The sequence below is a fragment of the Prevotella melaninogenica genome, from assembly GCF_013267595.1.
GTDB classification, from domain to species: Bacteria; Bacteroidota; Bacteroidia; order Bacteroidales; family Bacteroidaceae; genus Prevotella; species Prevotella melaninogenica_D.
The window spans coordinates 1,256,476-1,274,987 of the sequence record NZ_CP054011.1 but is presented as its reverse complement, the minus strand read 5'-3'; the positions used below and the strand labels follow the sequence as shown (position 1 = coordinate 1,274,987).

The following is an 18,512-nucleotide window of genomic DNA, read 5'->3' as shown; positions in this document are numbered from 1 at the left end:
CGTTTAAAGAATTATGGCACATCCAAAAAGAAGACAGTCAAAGACTCGTACACTCAAGAGAAGAACTCATGATAAGGCAGTAGCTCCTACATTGGCTTTATGCCCTAACTGTGGTGCTTATTATGTTTATCACACAGTTTGCCCAACTTGTGGTAACTATCGTGGTAAGGTTGCTGTCGTAAAGGAAACAGCTGAGTAAGCATGAGTAAGATTAATGCGATTATAACAGGTGTCGCAGGTTACGTGCCAGACTATGTCCTCAACAATGAGGAATTGTCTCGCATGGTTGATACTAACGATGAGTGGATTACCACTCGTACAGGTATCAAGGAACGCCGAATCCTCACCGAAGAGGGACTCGGTACATCCTATATGGCCCGCAAGGCAGCAAAGCTCCTGATGACAAAGACAGGTGCTGATCCAGACAGTATTGATGCTGTTGTTGTTGCTACATCGACTCCTGACTATCCGCATCCTTCAACAGCTTCTATCGTATTAGGAAAGTTAGGATTGAAGAATGCCTTCGCATTTGACTTAGCTGCTGCATGTTGTGGCTTCATGTATGCACTTGATGTTGCCTGCAATATGATCCAAAGTGGTCGTCACAAGCGTATCATTGTTATTGGTGCTGATAAGATGTCAGCTATTACTGATTATCGTGATCGCGCAACTTGTCCACTTTTCGGTGATGGTGCAGGTGCTGTGATGTTAGAGGGTACAACCGAGGAAGGCGTTGGTATGATTGATTCTTATCATCGCACAGACGGTAAGGGACTTCCATTCCTCCATATCAAGGCAGGTGGTTCTGTATGTCCTTCTTCAAGCTTTACAATTGATCATCGTTTGCATTACACTTACCAAGAGGGACGCACCGTCTTCCGTTATGCTGTTACAGCGATGGGTGACGACTGTGCTGCACTTTTGGAGCGCAATGGCTTGACTCAAGATGATGTTGATTACGTAGTTTGTCATCAGGCAAACCTTCGTATCATCGAGGCTGTTGCAAAACGCATTGGAGTTCCAATGGAGAAGGTATTGGTTAACATTCAGCGTTATGGTAATACCAGTGCTGCTTGTATGCCACTTGTTCTTTGGGATTTTGAGTCACAGCTGAAGAAGGGTGATAATATCATTTTCACTGGCTTTGGTGCAGGTTTCGTTAATGGCGCATCTTACTTTAAGTGGGCTTATGACGGTGACGCTGCTGCGGTTAAGAAATAAAGACTTTAAGTTATCATATAAAAAAGCGCATCTTTCTTTTCTTATAAGATAGGTGCGTTTTTTCGTTAAAGGGATTAGGAGAGTGGCATGGTAGGACTTTTCTACCTCCCCTTTCTCCTCTTATAATTATAACAGAACTTTTCAAACATTCCTTCCTGTGGAAGGAAATAGTGGGTAAATAGATTATATGCATAAAGCTGGATTTGTAAATATCGTTGGTAATCCGAATGTCGGAAAGAGTACGCTGATGAATCAACTCGTCGGTGAGAAGCTCAGTATTGCCACGTTTAAGGCACAGACAACGCGCCATCGTATTATGGGAATTGTTAACACAGAGGACACCCAGATAGTATTTTCAGACACACCAGGTGTGCTGAAACCAAACTATAAGATGCAGGAGATGATGCTCCAGTTCTCTGAGTCAGCTTTGGCAGATGCCGATATCTTACTTTATGTAACAGACGTTGTTGAAGATCCAGAGAAGAATATGGACTTCTTGGAGAAGGTTTCTAAGATGTCAATTCCTGTCATCCTTCTTATTAATAAGATTGATGAGAGCGATCAGAAGACACTTGGTAATCTTGTAACAAAGTGGCATGGATTGTTGCCTAATGCAGAGATACTCCCTATTTCTGCTAAGAATAAGTTTGGCGTAGATATTCTTTTGAGGCGTGTTCACGAACTGTTACCAGAGAGTCCGGCATTCTTTGATAAAGACCAGTTGACAGATAAGCCAGCAAAGTTCTTCGTATCAGAGATTATTCGTGAGAAGATTCTGCGCTATTATGATAAGGAAATCCCTTATTCTGTTGAGGTTGTTATTGAACGTTTCAAGGAAGATGACCGCCAGATTCACATCAGTGCTATCATTTATGTGGAACGTAGCAGCCAGAAAGGAATTATTATTGGCCATCAGGGTATGGCACTTAAGAAGGTGTCTACCGAAGCACGTAAGAGCTTGGAACGTTTCTTCGATAAGAAGATATTCCTTGAGACTTTCGTGAAAGTGGATAAGGACTGGCGCAACTCACAGAAAGAATTGAAACACTTTGGCTATAGTCCAGAGTAAGGGGGACCTCCCCCAGCCCCTCCGAAGGGAGGGGAGAGCCCAACAGGATAGGCTGGGGAGAGATTTTATTAGCCTTATTGGGCTGATAAAGCTAAAAAGGCTCATTGGGCTAATACAAAGCTAATAGCTTCCTTGATAATAAGAAAATAAATCGCCCTGACTGCTTAGTAGGGCACACTCTCGCACAATGCGAGGGCTGGGGAATGGTCATCCTCGGCAAATATTCATCGGATGCCTGACCACATCCGGCGCCTTTTCATAATTTTTCAACAGTGTTAGCACTGAATTATGAGGAGGGAAAAGACCAATATTAATGGCAAATTTAGTAGCTATTGTGGGACGTCCAAACGTAGGTAAGTCCACACTTTTCAATCGATTAACTCAGACACGTCATGCGATTGTGAGCGATACTGCTGGTACAACACGCGACCGTCAGTATGGTAAGTGTCAGTGGAACGGACGCGAATTTTCTATTGTTGACACTGGTGGATGGGTTGTTAAATCAGACGATATTTTTGAAGATGCAATTCGCAAGCAGGTGCTTGTGGCAACGGAAGAAGCTGATCTCGTCCTCTTTGTTGTTGATACTGAAACGGGTATCACCGACTGGGATGAGGATGTAGCATTGATTCTTCGTCGCACTAAGCTCCCTGTACTCCTTGTTGCGAATAAGGTTGACAACAGCGGTGAGTATTATCAGGCAGCCGAGTTTTATAAACTCGGTTTGGGAGAGCCTATCTGTATTAGTGCTGCTACAGGTGGCGGAACAGGTGATTTGCTTGATATTCTGCTTGAGAACTTGAAGGATGTACCAGAGGAAGCAGTTGATCAGGATATCCCTCGTTTTGCTGTCGTAGGTCGTCCTAATGCTGGTAAGTCAAGTATTATCAATGCCTTCATTGGTGAGGATCGTAATATTGTGACCGAGATTGCTGGTACAACGCGCGATAGTATCTATACTCGCTATACGAAGTTTGGTTTTGATTTCTATCTTGTTGATACTGCCGGTATCCGTCGTAAGAACAAGGTGAGCGAAGACTTGGAGTTCTATAGCGTTATGCGTTCTATCCGAAGCATTGAGAACTCTGAAGTTTGTATTCTGATGTTGGATGCAACACGTGGTATCGAGGCGCAGGATATGAATATCTTCCAGCTCATACAGCGTAATAACAAGAGTCTTGTTGTCGTTGTGAATAAGTGGGATTTGGTTGAAGACAAGAACCAGAAGGTTATTGATACCTTTGAGAATGCTATTCGTAAGCGTATGGCTCCATTCGTTGACTTCCCAATCATCTTTGCTTCAGCACTGACAAAGCAGCGTATCTTTAAGGTTTTGGAAACAGCGAAAGAGGTATATCAGAACCGCACAATGCATATCGGTACAACGAAGTTGAATGAGGTGATGCTTCCTATCATTGAGGCAACGCCACCACAGTCAGTGAAGGGTAAGTACATCAAGATTAAGTATTGCTCACAGCTTCCAAACACACAGATTCCTTCTTTCGTGTTCTATGCGAACCTGCCACAGTATGTTAAGGAGCAGTATCGTCGTTTCTTGGAGAACAAGATACGTGAGAACTGGAACCTGCATGGCTGTCCAATCAATATATTCATTCGTCAGAAGTAGTCGTAGGAGGTATGCCTATGAAGAGAATAATGTTTCCCCTTCTTTTTGCTTTGCCATTTTTATTGATGGCTTGCAGTAAGAAAAAGGAGGTAGACCAAGGAGAGTTGGCTGGTCGTGCAGCCAAACTCTACTACGAACAACTGTTGAAAGGTCAGTATGAAGCCTTTTTAGGAGGTGAGAATCGTTCAGAGAAGTTACCTGATAGTTATCGAAAGCAACTCTTAACAAACCTTCGTCAGTTTATTGAGCAACAGAAGAAGGAGCATGAAGGGATTGATTCTGTGTCATTGGGTTCATCTGTTTTCTCTGAAAAGGATAGTACAGTCAGTGCCTTTCTGTTGTTTCATTATGGCGACAAGACAACGGAGCAGGTTGTTGTACCAATGCTAAAGAAGCACGGAGTGTGGATGATGCGATAGGCATTGTGTGGATAATGGCATGTTTACCTTTAAGGCTGTTTGTACTAATGGATATTACGGGTAGTCCTGGCGATAGAAAGTCGGTTTACTCTTAGATTCTTTCGCCTGAGCTGGGTCTTATTGTCGGACGGATTTCTTGAAGTAGAGAATGAAAAAGATGAAACAAAGCAAGTATCTCCTTTTGACGCTGCTGCTCATGGTCTTGGGAAGCAGCTGTGATAATCAGCGTAAGGTTCCGCAGCAGGAGAATACTGCTGATACGGTTGTTGCGGTCAAGAAAGACCTGCTAAGTCAGTATGATAAGCAGATCAGAGCCTATTATCTGGACTTGACAAAAGTGTCGGATGGAGGAATCCTTTCTTTTCCGCAGAAGGCTCAAGTGGAATACACTGATATTGCTGTCGAACTGATTGATGAAGCAATCCGTCGCAAGGGCTATAAACCCGTTGATAACGAGAGGGCCAGAGAAGCCATTTTGAAATATTTTGGTGTTGATGTAAACCAAAGTAATGATATTCAATTGACGAGAGGTTTCAGAACGTACATCTTTAAGAATGGTAGTGCAACAGAACGGGCTAAGCAGGAAAAGTCGATGGGTGGTGACAGTTTCGGCGAACAAGAGTATTTCTGGAACAGACTTGTCTATGTGCCAAACTACAATTACATCATTACTTCCCCCACAATTGACAGTGCGGTAAAGATAGAGGGACTGCCTGATGATGCCATAGGTAAAAATCACAGGAAAGTAATAAAACGTGGAAAACTCTATTTTAACTTCAATGATAGCATATTTTTCAACGAAAACAATTTTATCTTCTATGATAGTAAAGACGCTCTTGAATGGTTGAAGAAGAACGAAGCTGCGTTTCTTATAGACCTGCTGCGTGAGTATGGATATGACAAGAACGAAGAAATAAATAAGTTAGTAATGGCTAACATGTTGAAAGAATATACTGACGTTAATGCCCCTTGGATTCTTGACAATACTTTAGCCAGTAAAAGAAAGGCGAAGCACGCAAAAGTTGAAATCAGAAAAGGACTTTTGAAAAGCATCTTGAAACTACCTGCAACAGAAGAAAATATGGAGTGGATAAGGCTCTTCAATGATTATATAGACTATCTGTTGAATATAGAGGAGCAAAAACTTCCTATGTGGATGACTGAATTTACGAAGGAAGAATGCTATAAGGTTGCAGCCTATCTTTGTTATTATCTCTATAAGTTCAGTAAGAAGTATGACCGAGAGGATACTTCTCTCTTGGGGCACGAGCTCTATTACAACGATTCTTTCCGCAACTATATTGATAGCCGGCATTATTTTAGTCTTCCTGGTTTTGAAGCACTATGTGACAAGGTTTATGAGGAGTATGATGTGGCTGTGAAGAATGAAGCAAACTAAGATGAGTGAAAATGGTAATCTTTCCATTTGCTTTTGTTGACAGAATTGTGAACCCGATTCTTTCTAAGTATGTGGGACTTTGCGTCTGTGCCGGTCTTATGGGAGAATCGTTTTTGTCCTGTTTTTTCTTTCCTTCATTTTCAATCTACGCTCTCTTGCACTTCAATTAAGGCTTAATTGCGGTTCAAAAGGGCGTTAATTGAAGCTCAATTAAGGCTTAATTGAAGTCCAATTAAGCACCTTTTTCACACGACTTTGTAACTAATTGATTTACTGCTGGTTGTAAACTTGCTTTTTACATATGTTTTTCCTTTGTTTGCAGATGATTTATTTGAAATTATGTAATGATTTTTCAAAACCCTATCTATGCTGGGTATAGTCTCCTCTTGTCCTTCTAACTTTACGTAGCTGATACGCCTTCGTTACAAAGACAGACAATCTGCTCGACAATAAAACAAAACCTGTTCAGGCTCAAATGATTGGTTTGCGGTTGGCTTTATCGGACAACAACAGAAATCGATAAGCCCTTATCCCCCCTGTTCAGCAGGAAGGATAAGGGCTTCTTTCTGTATATTTCAGAACTGATAAGTTGCTGAGTTTCCTTATAATGTAGTCTTGTTTTCTTCTATGCTCTTGACTTTCTTAAAGAGGTCAGAAGCAAAGACGAGGTCGTTAAGTTTCTGGTTATGTGAAGTGATGACAGTCTCTTTGTCGCCTTGCCATTCTTTTCTACCATCTGCAATGAAAACGATATTCTCACCAATACCCAAGACGGAGTTCATATCATGAGTGTTGATGATGGTAGTCATATTGAACTCACGCGTGATACTCGTTAGAAGTTCGTCTATGACCAGTGATGTCTTAGGGTCAAGACCAGAGTTTGGCTCATCGCAGAAGAGATATTTTGGGTTCATAACGATGGCGCGGGCAATAGCTACACGCTTTTGCATACCACCCGAAATCTCACCAGGAAACTTCTGTTCAGCTCCTGTCAGGTTCACACGATCAAGACATTCCATAGCTCTTTTGTCACGTTCCTGAGCTGTCATGTCCGAAAACATGTCCAATGGGAAACGAACATTCTCCAGTACAGTGAGCGAGTCAAAGAGGGCAGCACCTTGGAAAATCATACCCATCTCACGACGCATGAGAATCTGGTCTTTCTTTGTCATGTTGACAAAGTTACGTCCGTCATAAAGTACTTCACCCTTGGTTGGGTCAAGCAGTCCGGTGAGCGAACGCATGAGAACGGTCTTACCTGCACCACTTTGTCCGATGATGAGGTTTGTTTTTCCGTCTTCAAAAACGATGTTTATATCCTTCAGCACTTCCTTGTCGCCGAAAGATTTGAATAGATGTTTTACTTCAATCATAGAGCCTCCCCCGACCCCTCCGAAGGGAGGGGAGCCCAATCTGCTTACTTGTGGGGGAAGATGGGCTTATTAATTAGTTAGTATTAACTTTCAGGAGTTGATTTGTTCTCTCTAATCTCCCCTCCTTTGGAGGGGTTGGGGGAGGTTTAACTCAACATCTGTGTGAGGAAAACGTCACTGAAGAGAATCAGTACGCTTGAGCAGACTACAGCATCTGTAGATGCCTTACCGACCTCAACACTTCCGCCCTTCACCGTGTAGCCCATATAAGACGATACACTTGAAATGATAAAGGCAAAGAAGAATCCCTTGATGATACTCATCCACATAAACCACGGATTGAAATCATGTTGCAAACCAGCAGTCAAATCTACTGGTGTGATGATATGTGCAAGGTAGGCTGTGGCGTATGCTCCAATGATACCTGTTGCTGCAGAAAAGATAACAAGGAATGGCATGATTGTGATGAGTCCCATAATCTTTGGTAAGATGAGGTAGCTGGCAGAGTTGATACCCATAATCTCTAAGGCATCTATCTGCTGTGTCACACGCATGGTTCCTAACTCTGAAGCAATGTTTGACCCAACCTTACCTGATAGGATCAGACACATGATACTGCTGGAGAACTCCAAAAGCATGATCTCTCTCGTCACATAACCTGACACCCAATGTGGCATCCAAGGGCTCTGCACGTTAAGTTTAATCTGTATACATATAACTGCTCCAATAAAGAAAGAGATGAGTAATACGATACCGATTGAGTCTACACCCAACTGGGACATCTCTTTAACATATCGCTTTAGGAACATTCTCATTCGTTCAGGACGACTGAATGAGCGTCCCATCAATATAAGATAATTACCGAATGTTGTCAGCCATTTGAATAAAAGCATGTTCTTTCTATTTGATGTTCAAAATGCAAATTTAACCAAAATATCACAGAAAGAGAAAAGAAAGACATTATTTAATAGTCATGAAGGCTACTTTCGCTTTTTGTAAATAGTATCTTTGCCACTGTTGTATAGTTCTTTTAGGATTATATTTGTATCTTTGTGCGTAACAAACTATGAGTTGAAAGCTATGAAAAGTAATCCTGCAATATATGTGGAAGGGGTAGGTTGGCGTCGTGAGCGTGTGGCGTCGCTGCTACGGAGGCTTAAAGGGCATGACTATCAAGGGCGGTGTATCTATATGATAACGCTCTGTACGGAAGGAAGGCAACCATTGTTGGGGAGGCTTATGCGAAGGACGGCAGCTGTAGCATCCGCCTATGTTGAGCCAACAGAGCTGGGGAGTGAGGTTGAGCGTTGTTGGAGAGAGATTCCTAAGCATTATCCAGAGGTGAGTGTGCTTGCCTTTCAGGTTATGCCGGATCATATACACGGCATCCTCTTTGTGACGCATGAGATGGCTGTACACCTGGGGAAGGTTATTAATGGGTTCAAGGTAGGCTGTAATCGGGCGTATCGGCGGTTGGTGTTGGGGAGTTCTGAGGCAATGCCTCAGAAGCAGGAACAGGAGGACAGAATAGGAAGGCAGAGGCTGGCTGGCAGCGGAGAAGGGGCGAAACAGCGAGGCTGTAAGCACCCAGAGCATGGCATGCTCTTTGCGCTGGGCTATCATGACAGCGTGCTAAGGGGGAAGGGACAGCTGGAGAATATGTTCAGATATATTGCTGATAACCCACGACGGCTGGCGATGAAGCGGGATAATCCGCAACTCTTTCGTGTCGTGAATAGTTTGAAGGTGGGTGAAAGAACTTTCTCTGCTATAGGAAATCAGTGGTTACTGGAGCACCCAATAAGACTGCAGGTGCGTTGTCATAATAATAAGACACCAGAGAATCTGCGCCTTATAGCCTTGCAAAAGGAATACTTCTTTGCACGAGGACGAGAGGGAGGAGTACTTGTTAGCCCCTGTATATCGGCTGGAGAAAAAGAAATAGCACGTGCTGCATTGGAGGAGAAACTCCCGCTTATAGTCTTGCTGGAAAACGGTTTTCCGCCTCTCTATAAACCGCCTGGGAAGTACTTTGATGCTTGTTGTGAAGGGCGACTCCTTATGTTGGCTCCATGGGCATATCATCACGAACGCAGGACTATCTTGCGAGAGCAGTGTCAAGCCCTTAATTCAATGTCGGCAGCACTTAGTAATGAAGTATGGACGACGGCATTCGAGCAGGAGCTGTTAAGATATACTTCTGGCGAAGAATAAGGAATAGCCACCAAGTAAACAGGGCAGAGAACCTTCGTGAGAATGTCTTTTAATAGAAGCGTACACACGTAGCTATACACTTATCTGTATTGTTCTTTTGTTTCTTTTCACGTCTTTATGATTGCTATCTGCTTTTTATTTCGTAATTTTGCAGCGATAGCTTAAAAGAGAAAACTATGTCAGAATCAGATAATATTGTTGTGCGCCCAGAAGGCGAGGGAAGTATTCTTCGTACAGATAAACTGGTGAAGCGATACGGAAAGCGTACGGTAGCCAATGGTGTGAGCATCAATGTGAAGCAGGGTGAGATTGTGGGACTGCTCGGACCAAATGGTGCAGGAAAAACCACGTCGTTTTATATGACAACGGGATTGGTGGTTCCTAATGAGGGACATGTATATATTGACGATCAGGAAATTACCAACTTCCCTGTTTATAAGCGTGCTCGTGCAGGTATTGGCTATCTTCCACAGGAGGCGAGTGTCTTCCGTAAGATGAGTGTGGAAGATAATATTATGAGTGTCTTGGAGATGACAAAGCTGTCAAAGCAGGAGCGCATTGATAATATGGAGAGTCTGATTCGCGAATTCCGATTGGAAAAGGTACGTAAGAATCTTGGAGACCGACTTTCTGGTGGTGAGCGTCGTCGTTGTGAGATTGCTCGTTGTTTGGCTATTGACCCAAAGTTTATCATGCTTGATGAGCCTTTTGCGGGCGTAGACCCTATTGCTGTAGAGGATATTCAGCACATCGTTTGGCGTTTGAAGTTCCGTAATATTGGTATTCTTATTACCGATCACAATGTACATGAGACGTTGAATATTACCGATCGCGCCTATCTTCTTTTTGAGGGACGCATCCTCTTTAAGGGTACTCCAGAAGAGTTGGCAGCCAATAAGATTGTGAAGGAGAAATACCTCGGTACAGATTTCGTCCTTCAGAAGAAAGACTTCCAGTTGCTCGATCAGCGTAAACGTGCGCAGGAAGAGGCGAATGGTTTATAAGAGGAATATATCCTCTCTTTTAGATAGGCTATATTAGCCGTCAGAAAGGCGCAAAGATAAAGTATTCTTTGCGCCTTTGTTTATGCAAGAGTAAGTAAGTTGCGAATTATTTTCATGAAGAAAAATATTTTTCTTCATGAAAATAATTCGAGAAAGGAGCTTTTCAGATATAAAGAGTAAGTGCAAAATAAAAAGCTGTTTACGGTAAAACTCAATATAAGAGTTTGTTGTAAGTAGCTTTGTTTATTAAAAGTTAACCCCTATTGTAGACTTCTTTAGCCAATTATCTTGGTTAAAAAAACAAATTTCCACTTATATATTATAAGGTTATGCGATTTTTTAAGTATCTTTGCACTTCAAAGTCTATAAGGGGTAATTGCGCCCTCTTGTGAACTTATACTTTTGATAAATAATAATAAACATAAATATATAACATCAAAGATGAAAATTTCATTTGAGAATCCCGACAAAGTGAATGGCTTGATGACCATCACTGTTGAGGAAGCTGATTACAAGGATGAGGTAGAGAAAACTCTCAAGGATTATCGCAAGCGTGCCAACGTTCCTGGTTTCCGTCAGGGTCAGGTGCCTGTAGGTCTGATTAAGCGTCAGTATGGTCCACAGGTAAAGATGGATGCTATTAATAAGATTCTTGGTGAGAGCCTCCAGAAATATATCGCTGATAACAAGATTCAGATGTTGGGTCAGCCAATGGGTTCTGAGTCTCAAGAGGCAGTAGACTTGGAGAAACCAGCTCCTTACGAGTTCAAGTTTGATATTGCTGTTGCTCCAGAGTTCAAGATTGAACTGAATGGTAAGAACAAGATTGACTACTACGAGATTGCTGTTGATGATAAGTTGATCGATCAGCAGGTTGAGATGTTCCAGAGCCGTTCTGGTCACTATGAGCAGGCTGAGGTATTCGATCCAGAGCAGCGTGACTTGTTGAAGGGTGACCTCCGTGAGTTGGATGAGAATGGAAATACACTCGAGGGTGGTATCACCGTTGAGGGTGCATCATTGATGCCACAGTATATCAAGGTTGAGGATCAGAAGAAGCTTTTCGATGGTGCTAAGCTTGGTGATATCATTACCTTCAACCCAACAGCAGCTTACCCTGATAATGATATCGAGGTTTCTTCACTCTTGAAGATTAAGAAGGAGGAGGTTGCTGAGCACAAGGGTAACTTCTCTTATCAGATTACAGAGATTTCACGCTTCGTTAAGGCTGAGAACAACGCTGAGCTTTGGAAGAGTGTTTATGGTGAGGATGCTGATATCAAGGATGAGGCAGCTTTCCGTAAGGCTATCGCTGACGGTTTGACAGAGCAGTTGAAGGGTGATTCTAACTACAAGTTCATTCAGGATCTCCGCACTTACTGCGAGAAGAAGGTAGGTGATTTGACTTACCCAGACGCTATCTTAAAGCGCATCATGTTGGCAAACAATCAGGATAAGGGTGAGGAGTTCGTAGAGAAGAACTATGCACAGAGCATCAAGGAGTTGACATGGCACTTGATTAAGGAGCAGTTGGCTAAGGATCACAACATCAAAGTTGATGACAATGATGTTCGTGAGAGCGCTCGCCAGATGGCACGTGCACAGTTTGCTCAGTATGGTATGACCAACGTACCAGAGGATTACTTGAATGGTTATGCTGATGAGATGCTGAAGAAGCGTGAGAATGTAGATTCATTCGTTGAGGCAGCTCTCGATCGTAAGCTTGCTGAGGCTATTAAGGAGGTTGTTAAATTGAACGTTAAGACAGTAAGTCTTGAGGAATTCAACAAACTTGTAAGCGAGTAATATTTTTAGAAAAATCTTCCTTTATATATAGAGGTTATCGATTTTTTTGCTTATCTTTGCTTTAGATATGCAGGCAAGTGTCGCACTGAGTGGCATGGTGTTTGTATAGATGACAATGATAAGGGAGGTCGATAACCTCTATTTTTTGTCATATATAAATTATAAGAAAGGAAAATAATGAACGATTTTAGAAGGTATGCTACAGGGCATCTTGGGATGAATGGTATGGTGCTTGATGACGTGATGAGAGCACAGGCGCAGTATCTGAACCCATATATCCTTGAGGAGCGTCAGTTGAATGTGACTCAGATGGATGTCTTCTCACGTCTGATGATGGAGAGAATTATCTTCCTCGGGACTCAGGTAGATGACTATTCAGCCAATACAATTCAGGCACAGCTGCTTTACTTGGACTCTGTTGACCCAGGTAAGGATATATCTATTTATATTAACTCTCCTGGTGGAAGCGTTACTGCGGGCTTAGGTATCTATGATACCATGCAGTTTATCTCCAGTGATGTTGCTACACTCTGTACAGGTATGGCTGCATCCATGGCTGCCGTATTGCTCGTTGCGGGTAAGGAGGGCAAGCGTTCTGCCTTGAAACATAGTCGTGTGATGATTCACCAGCCATTGGGTGGTGTACAAGGTCAGGCATCTGACATTGAGATTGAAGCACGTGAGATTCAGAAGTTCAAGAAAGAACTCTATACTATCATTAGCGAACATTCTCATCAACCATTCGATAAGGTTTGGAATGATAGTGACCGTAACTACTGGATGACTTCAGAAGAGGCTAAGGAGTACGGTATGATTGATGAGGTTTTGATGAGAAAACCAGTAAGTAACGCTTCAGAAGAAGTAAAGTAAAGGATAATAATGCCCCAAAAGAAATGTAGTTTTTGTGGTCGTGGTGAGAAGGAAGTAAAACTCCTTATCACTGGCTTGAACGGCTATATCTGTGAGGAATGTTCACAGCAGGCTTACAATATTGTCATGCAGACTGGTGCGTTGGCACAGGAACAGAATGGCGATGATGAGGCTTTCAAACTTAAGAAGGTTCCTAAACCAAAGGAAATCAAGCAGTATCTTGACGAATATATCATTGGTCAGGATGAGGCGAAACGCTATCTTTCTGTGGCTGTTTATAACCATTATAAGCGTTTACAACAGCCAAAGGATGATGATGGTGTAGAGATTGAGAAGAGCAATATCATCATGGTTGGTTCTACAGGTACGGGTAAGACATTGCTTGCTCGCACCATAGCAAAGCTCCTTGATGTGCCTTTCACGATAGTTGATGCAACCGTATTCACAGAAGCTGGATACGTAGGCGAGGACGTGGAGAGTATTCTCTCACGTCTCTTGCAGGTGGCTAATTATGACGTGCCAGCGGCTGAGCGTGGTATTGTCTTTATCGACGAGATTGATAAGATTGCGCGTAAGAGTGATAATCCAAGCATTACTCGTGATGTAAGCGGTGAGGGTGTACAGCAGGGTTTACTGAAACTCTTGGAGGGAACAATGGTTAACGTACCGCCAAAGGGTGGTCGTAAGCATCCTGATCAAGATTACATTCACGTTGATACTCGCAATATCCTCTTCATCTGTGGCGGTGCATTCGATGGTATCGAGCGTAAGATAGCGCAGCGAATGAATACGCACACGGTTGGTTACAACTCTGTGCAGAACGTTGCAAAGATAGATAAGAACGACTTGATGAAGTATGTCCTTCCTCAAGACTTGAAGTCATTCGGTCTTATTCCTGAGATTATTGGTCGTTTGCCAGTGCTTACCTATCTTAATCCACTTGATCGTGAGGCATTGCGTAAGATTCTTGTTGAGCCTAAGAACTCTATCGTGAAGCAGTATATTAAGTTGTTCAAGATGGATGGCATTGAGCTAACTTTCACTGAAGCAGCACTTGATTACATCGTAGATAAGGGTGTAGAGTATAAACTTGGAGCCCGTGGATTGCGTTCAATCGTTGAGGCTGTGATGATGGATGCTATGTTCGACGTACCTTCACGACGCATAAAGTCATTTGAGGTGACGGAAGAATACGTTCGTCAACAACTTGATAAGGCTCATATTCAGAAATCGAATACAGTCTCATAAAACCTATATATACAGCCTACTGATGTGAGGAATCCTTCGCGTCAGTAGGCTGTGTAATTTCTACAGAAACCGTAAAGAATCGGAAAATACCCAGCTATTAACATGACACAAGAAGTCAATCTTACCGAAAAACTAAAACACTATTTTGGCTTTGATAAATTCAAAGGCGACCAGGAGGCTATTATCCGTAATCTTCTTGACGGACACGATACTTTCGTACTGATGCCTACAGGTGGTGGAAAGAGTCTTTGCTATCAACTTCCTTCATTGATTATGGAGGGAACGGCGATTGTCGTTTCTCCGCTCATTGCATTGATGAAGAACCAAGTGGACGTCATCAATGGAATTAGTGAGGAGGATGGTGTAGCACATTACCTCAACTCTTCCTTGAAGAAAGCTGAAATCGATCAGGTACGTGCAGACATCGTTTCTGGTCGTACAAAACTGCTCTATGTGGCTCCAGAGTCCTTGAACAAGGAAGAGAATATGGAGTTCTTGAAGTCAGTGAAGATTAGTTTCTACGCTATCGATGAAGCACATTGTATCTCGGAATGGGGACATGATTTCCGCCCAGAGTATCGTAAGATTCGTTGTGCTATCGAAACGATTGGCACTGCTCCTGTCATTGCTTTGACAGCAACGGCTACCGATAAGGTGCGTACGGACATTGTACGTAGCTTAGGTATTGAGGATTGTGCCGAGTTCAAAAGCTCTTTCAATCGTCCGAACCTTTATTATGAGGTACGTCCGAAGAAGAGTGATGACGATACGAATAAGCAGATCATCAAGTTTATCAAACAGCATACCGGTAAGAGTGGTATTATCTATTGTCTTTCACGTAAGAAGGTGGAAGAGTTGGCGGCTATCTTGCAAGCTAATGATATCAAGGCAGCTCCTTATCATGCAGGACTTGATTCTGAGACACGCTCTAAGACGCAGGACGACTTCCTCATGGAAGAGTTGGATATTATTGTGGCAACCATAGCTTTTGGTATGGGTATTGACAAACCAGACGTACGTTTTGTAATACATTATGATATCCCGAAGAGTCTTGAAGGTTATTATCAGGAAACAGGACGAGCAGGACGTGATGGAGAGGAAGGAATCTGTATTGTGTTCTATTCTAAGAAAGACCTCAATAAACTGGAGAAGTTTATGGAGGGTAAGCCAGTTGCAGAACAGGATATTGGACGTCAGTTGTTACAAGAAACAGAAGCCTATGCAGAGTCATCTGTCTGTCGTAGAAAGATGTTGCTACATTACTTTGGTGAGGATTATCCAAAGTGTAACTGTGCTATGTGCGATAATTGCCTTCATCCAAAGACGAAGATTGAAGCACAGAAGCAACTTCTTATTATTCTCCAAGCAGTGAAAACATTGAAGGAGAATTTCCGCCAAGAGTATGTTATTGACTTTGTACGTGGCAGAGCGACCGATGATCAGAAAGATTATAAGCATGATGAGTTAGATGATTTCGGAGAGGGTGAAGACGAGAATCCAAAGATTTGGAACCCAGTCGTACGTCAAGCACTCTTAGCAGGTTATCTTAAGAAGGATGTAGAGAACTACGGTTTGCTAAAACTGACTGCTGCTGGTAAACGTTTCTTAAAGTCGCCAGAGTCGTTTATGATAGTCATGGATACTGAATTTAAGGAGGAGGACGAGGATGATGAGCCAATGATGGGTACAGCGGTCCTCGATCCAGAACTCTTCTCCATGCTGAAGAACCTTCGTAAGAAGATAGCACACAAGTTAGAGATTCCTCCTTATATTATTTTCCAAGATGTTTCTTTGGAGCAGATGGCAATGATGTATCCTATCAATGAACAAGAATTACAAAATATCCAAGGCGTTGGTGCTGGCAAGGCAAAGCGTTATGGTAAAGAGTTTTGTGAGTTGATAAAGCAACATTGCGAAGAGAATAACATTGAGCGACCAGAAGAACTACGCGTTAGAACAGTTGCAAAAAAGTCTATGCAGAAGGTAAAGATAATTCAGAGTATCGATCGAAAGTTACCGCTTGATGATATTGCCACAGCAGAGGGACTTGATTTCGATGACCTACTGACGAAGATTGAAGAGATTGTCTATAGTGGAACAAAACTCAATATAGGCTACTTCCTTGAGGATGTGTATGATGAGGACCAGATAGATGATATCTACGACTACTTTATGGATAGCGAGACAGATAGTCTCGATGCCGCAATGGAAGAATTAGATAGCGACTATAGCGAAGAAGAAATTCGTCTTGTACGCATTAAGTTCTTGTCAGAAATGGCTAACTAATACAATACATCATTATTAATAGGTGTATAGCTCTTTATCTGTAGGGATACACAGCTCGTGTGTCCCTACAGCATATAATAGAAATCTTCTTAATCTATGTCTGAATACAAAGCTCTGATTCTTAATCTATTTATTGTTAACCGTAATTCTATTATAAATCTTAATAATGTAATTAATTCATTCCATTTATTTGGATATATGTAATCTATTTGTTACCTTTGCTTATGAAAGTTGATCGTGATATAAGGATGACGGAAACTTTTGTAGAGTTCCTAAAATCCTTAGAGCCAAAAGTAAGAAAAAAGTATCTATATGTGATACAGGTTCTTAAAACAGAATCAGTTGTTAGTGAAAAGTTTATCAAGCATTTAGAGAATACGAACTTATATGAGATGAGAGTTTCTCTTTCATCAAATGAGTATAGAACAATTGTATTTTCAATTGATGCAGTAAATATAATCTCTGCGACTAAGGTGCTTCTGTTGAATTCTTTTCTAAAGAAAGATACGAAGCAATATAGAAGTGAAATCAACAAAGCTGTAAAGCTATTAGAAGAATGGAGAATTGAGTATGAAGAAGATTAATGAAGAAAAGTGGAAACGTTTAAAATCATTCGATGATATTCTTAATGAAGAAGTTGGATGTGAGGATTCTCCGGAGCGTACCGAGTTTGAGGCACGTGCCAAGGCTTACTATTATGCAGAACTGCTTAAGGAACAGCGCAAGCAGCAGAAGATGACCCAGCAACAGTTGGCTGATAAGATAGGTAAGAAGCGAGAGTATATCTCAAATATTGAGCGTGGAAACAGTGATATGCAGCTTTCTACTTTTATGCAAATTGCGAATGCTTTAGGACTTCGATTTGCCTTGGTGATAGGGTAGTTACGCTGGTGAAAAGTAGCAAGTTGAGTTCGTTTCGGCAATATATTGCAAGGTGTTTAGCACTCAGCACTAATGGTGTTTACCAACAGCACGATGTGTGCGGGGCGTCAGCACGATATGTGCGGAGCAATAATATGTTATCTGAAGATGGGAATATAGAGTGCTAATGGTCAGTATAACGAATATTTTAAGACGATGATGGCAAACTAACATGGGAAGTGTTTACCAGAAAGTTTTTAAAATATCTTTTTGTTTTCCATGTAGCTAAATCAATAAAGAGGCTGAATCAGAAAGTGGTTAGTGGTTAATGAAGAGTGGTACGAGTTTAGTCAATTCTTCGATTAAGCCTTCTGACAAATGCCTATGGCGTGCATTTCTACTTCTGATTCAGCCTCTTGGCTATTTATTCAACGTTTTTGTATTATTCTGCGCAGTTCTGTGAGCTAACAGCAACGAGCATCCAAACAGTCTTTTCCTGGCCAACGAGGAAGTCATTCATCAATGAAACTGTTGTGTCATCGTGTGCCTCAGTAGCAAGGTCAATGATTCTACGCTCACGAGCAATCAGTGTCTTGTAGTAATCGAGAAGCAAGTCGAGAGCTTCTTTGCTGCAACTAACAACGTCAGCCTCTTTGATTTCAGATGTTTGCAGATATACACTGAAACGGCTCTCTGGTGTACTGCCCAACTGAAGGATACGCTCTGCTACCTCATCAACCTTCTCTGCTGCATCGTTGTAAAGTTCCTCATACTTGCTATGCAATACAAAGAAACCATGTCCCTTTACGTTCCAGTGGAAATTACGGAGGTTGCTGTAGAATACCTGAAAATCTGCCAGCAAAACTGAAAGTTCATTTACTATGTTCTCTACTTTCTTTTCGTTTAATCCTAATACTTCTAATTTTTTCATCTTGAATATGTTTTTAAGTTGTTGTTTCTTGTTTACGAGTGCAAAGTTAGTGGGTTTTTCAATCTACCACAACAGATAAAATCTATGTACTAATTGATATAATCTATATTTGCTTATTATTGATTGATAATGAGGAGATTATTGTCGATGTATAGACTTTTGTAAAGTGTGGATTTGTACTTAG

At 41.9% G+C, this 18,512-nt stretch carries 17 protein-coding genes; 14 read left to right on the top strand and 3 right to left on the bottom strand.

Going from position 1 to position 18,512, the window contains the following annotated elements; all coding sequences use genetic code 11:
• The first annotated feature begins 13 nt into the window (after positions 1-13).
• The 6 genes from rpmF to FIU21_RS10535 all read left to right on the top strand — a co-directional run bounded on the left by rpmF (position 14) and on the right by FIU21_RS10535 (position 5,735).
• Positions 14-199: a 50S ribosomal protein L32 gene (rpmF, locus tag FIU21_RS10560; RefSeq protein WP_004361554.1), complete on the top strand. Its 186-nt coding sequence runs from the start codon at positions 14-16 to the stop codon at positions 197-199.
• A gap of 2 nt (positions 200-201) precedes the next feature.
• A complete protein-coding gene (locus FIU21_RS10555; RefSeq protein ID WP_004361553.1) occupies positions 202-1,221 on the top strand; it encodes a beta-ketoacyl-ACP synthase III in 1,020 nt (339 codons plus the stop codon).
• Between the two features lie 187 nt (positions 1,222-1,408).
• Positions 1,409-2,290 carry a GTPase Era gene (era, locus tag FIU21_RS10550; protein WP_004361552.1) on the top strand — a complete coding sequence of 294 codons (882 nt, stop codon included), beginning with the start codon at positions 1,409-1,411 and terminating at the stop codon, positions 2,288-2,290.
• Between the two features lie 313 nt (positions 2,291-2,603).
• Positions 2,604-3,917 carry a ribosome biogenesis GTPase Der gene (gene der / locus FIU21_RS10545; protein WP_004361551.1) on the top strand — a complete coding sequence of 438 codons (1,314 nt, stop codon included), beginning with the start codon at positions 2,604-2,606 and terminating at the stop codon, positions 3,915-3,917.
• 29 nt (positions 3,918-3,946) lie between these two features.
• Positions 3,947-4,336: a hypothetical protein gene (locus tag FIU21_RS10540; RefSeq protein ID WP_004361550.1), complete on the top strand. Its 390-nt coding sequence runs from the start codon at positions 3,947-3,949 to the stop codon at positions 4,334-4,336.
• Between the two features lie 148 nt (positions 4,337-4,484).
• A complete protein-coding gene (locus FIU21_RS10535; protein ID WP_036886942.1) occupies positions 4,485-5,735 on the top strand; it encodes a hypothetical protein in 1,251 nt (416 codons plus the stop codon).
• Positions 5,736-6,337: 602 nt separating this feature from the next.
• Here FIU21_RS10535 and FIU21_RS10530 read toward each other — a convergent pair.
• Positions 6,338-7,108, bottom strand: a complete 771-nt coding sequence (locus FIU21_RS10530; protein ID WP_004361548.1) for an ABC transporter ATP-binding protein — start codon at positions 7,106-7,108, stop codon at positions 6,338-6,340.
• Between the two features lie 146 nt (positions 7,109-7,254).
• The gene (locus FIU21_RS10525; protein ID WP_004361547.1) at positions 7,255-8,001 is read right to left on the bottom strand and encodes an MlaE family ABC transporter permease; all 747 of its coding nucleotides are present in this window, start codon (positions 7,999-8,001) and stop codon (positions 7,255-7,257) included.
• Between the two features lie 187 nt (positions 8,002-8,188).
• On the opposite strand from FIU21_RS10525, the gene FIU21_RS10520 reads away from it, so the two are divergent.
• The 8 genes from FIU21_RS10520 to FIU21_RS10485 all read left to right on the top strand — a co-directional run bounded on the left by FIU21_RS10520 (position 8,189) and on the right by FIU21_RS10485 (position 17,418).
• Entirely contained in the window at positions 8,189-9,322 is a 1,134-nt protein-coding gene (locus FIU21_RS10520) for a transposase (RefSeq protein WP_036886940.1), read from the top strand.
• A gap of 176 nt (positions 9,323-9,498) precedes the next feature.
• Positions 9,499-10,326, top strand: a complete 828-nt coding sequence (lptB, locus tag FIU21_RS10515) for an LPS export ABC transporter ATP-binding protein (protein ID WP_004361545.1) — start codon at positions 9,499-9,501, stop codon at positions 10,324-10,326.
• 441 nt (positions 10,327-10,767) lie between these two features.
• Positions 10,768-12,132, top strand: a complete 1,365-nt coding sequence (gene tig / locus FIU21_RS10510) for a trigger factor (RefSeq protein WP_004361544.1) — start codon at positions 10,768-10,770, stop codon at positions 12,130-12,132.
• 177 nt (positions 12,133-12,309) lie between these two features.
• Positions 12,310-13,002 carry an ATP-dependent Clp endopeptidase proteolytic subunit ClpP gene (gene clpP / locus FIU21_RS10505; protein ID WP_004361543.1) on the top strand — a complete coding sequence of 231 codons (693 nt, stop codon included), beginning with the start codon at positions 12,310-12,312 and terminating at the stop codon, positions 13,000-13,002.
• Between the two features lie 9 nt (positions 13,003-13,011).
• The gene (gene clpX, locus FIU21_RS10500; protein WP_004361542.1) at positions 13,012-14,250 is read left to right on the top strand and encodes an ATP-dependent Clp protease ATP-binding subunit ClpX; all 1,239 of its coding nucleotides are present in this window, start codon (positions 13,012-13,014) and stop codon (positions 14,248-14,250) included.
• A gap of 102 nt (positions 14,251-14,352) precedes the next feature.
• Positions 14,353-16,536, top strand: a complete 2,184-nt coding sequence (recQ, locus tag FIU21_RS10495; protein ID WP_004361541.1) for a DNA helicase RecQ — start codon at positions 14,353-14,355, stop codon at positions 16,534-16,536.
• 224 nt (positions 16,537-16,760) lie between these two features.
• Entirely contained in the window at positions 16,761-17,120 is a 360-nt protein-coding gene (locus FIU21_RS10490) for a type II toxin-antitoxin system RelE/ParE family toxin (RefSeq protein WP_036886937.1), read from the top strand.
• Positions 17,107-17,418, top strand: a complete 312-nt coding sequence (locus tag FIU21_RS10485) for a helix-turn-helix domain-containing protein (RefSeq protein ID WP_004361539.1) — start codon at positions 17,107-17,109, stop codon at positions 17,416-17,418. Before FIU21_RS10490 ends, FIU21_RS10485 begins: the two co-directional genes overlap by 14 nt.
• A 421-nt stretch (positions 17,419-17,839) precedes the next feature.
• Here the strand turns inward: FIU21_RS10485 and FIU21_RS10480 are convergent, their stop codons facing one another.
• Positions 17,840-18,328, bottom strand: coding sequence for a Dps family protein (locus FIU21_RS10480; RefSeq protein WP_004361538.1), 489 nt, complete (start codon positions 18,326-18,328; stop codon positions 17,840-17,842).
• Between the last annotated feature and the right edge of the window lie 184 nt (positions 18,329-18,512).

Excerpts from the sequence above, each read along its gene's own strand:
- FIU21_RS10530 (WP_004361548.1), bottom strand. The coding sequence starts at position 7,108 with ATGATTGAAGTAAAACATCTATTCAAATCTTTCGGCGACAAGGAAGTG.
- rpmF (WP_004361554.1), top strand. The coding sequence starts at position 14 with ATGGCACATCCAAAAAGAAGACAGTCAAAGACTCGTACACTCAAGAGA.
- der (WP_004361551.1), top strand. The coding sequence starts at position 2,604 with ATGGCAAATTTAGTAGCTATTGTGGGACGTCCAAACGTAGGTAAGTCC.
- clpP (WP_004361543.1), top strand. The coding sequence starts at position 12,310 with ATGAACGATTTTAGAAGGTATGCTACAGGGCATCTTGGGATGAATGGT.
- lptB (WP_004361545.1), top strand. The coding sequence starts at position 9,499 with ATGTCAGAATCAGATAATATTGTTGTGCGCCCAGAAGGCGAGGGAAGT.
- FIU21_RS10485 (WP_004361539.1), top strand. The coding sequence starts at position 17,107 with ATGAAGAAGATTAATGAAGAAAAGTGGAAACGTTTAAAATCATTCGAT.
- FIU21_RS10555 (WP_004361553.1), top strand. The coding sequence starts at position 202 with ATGAGTAAGATTAATGCGATTATAACAGGTGTCGCAGGTTACGTGCCA.
- tig (WP_004361544.1), top strand. The coding sequence starts at position 10,768 with ATGAAAATTTCATTTGAGAATCCCGACAAAGTGAATGGCTTGATGACC.
- FIU21_RS10490 (WP_036886937.1), top strand. The coding sequence starts at position 16,761 with ATGAAAGTTGATCGTGATATAAGGATGACGGAAACTTTTGTAGAGTTC.
- FIU21_RS10525 (WP_004361547.1), bottom strand. The coding sequence starts at position 8,001 with ATGCTTTTATTCAAATGGCTGACAACATTCGGTAATTATCTTATATTG.
- FIU21_RS10540 (WP_004361550.1), top strand. The coding sequence starts at position 3,947 with ATGTTTCCCCTTCTTTTTGCTTTGCCATTTTTATTGATGGCTTGCAGT.
- recQ (WP_004361541.1), top strand. The coding sequence starts at position 14,353 with ATGACACAAGAAGTCAATCTTACCGAAAAACTAAAACACTATTTTGGC.
- clpX (WP_004361542.1), top strand. The coding sequence starts at position 13,012 with ATGCCCCAAAAGAAATGTAGTTTTTGTGGTCGTGGTGAGAAGGAAGTA.
- FIU21_RS10520 (WP_036886940.1), top strand. The coding sequence starts at position 8,189 with ATGAAAAGTAATCCTGCAATATATGTGGAAGGGGTAGGTTGGCGTCGT.
- FIU21_RS10480 (WP_004361538.1), bottom strand. The coding sequence starts at position 18,328 with ATGAAAAAATTAGAAGTATTAGGATTAAACGAAAAGAAAGTAGAGAAC.
- FIU21_RS10535 (WP_036886942.1), top strand. The coding sequence starts at position 4,485 with ATGAAAAAGATGAAACAAAGCAAGTATCTCCTTTTGACGCTGCTGCTC.
- era (WP_004361552.1), top strand. The coding sequence starts at position 1,409 with ATGCATAAAGCTGGATTTGTAAATATCGTTGGTAATCCGAATGTCGGA.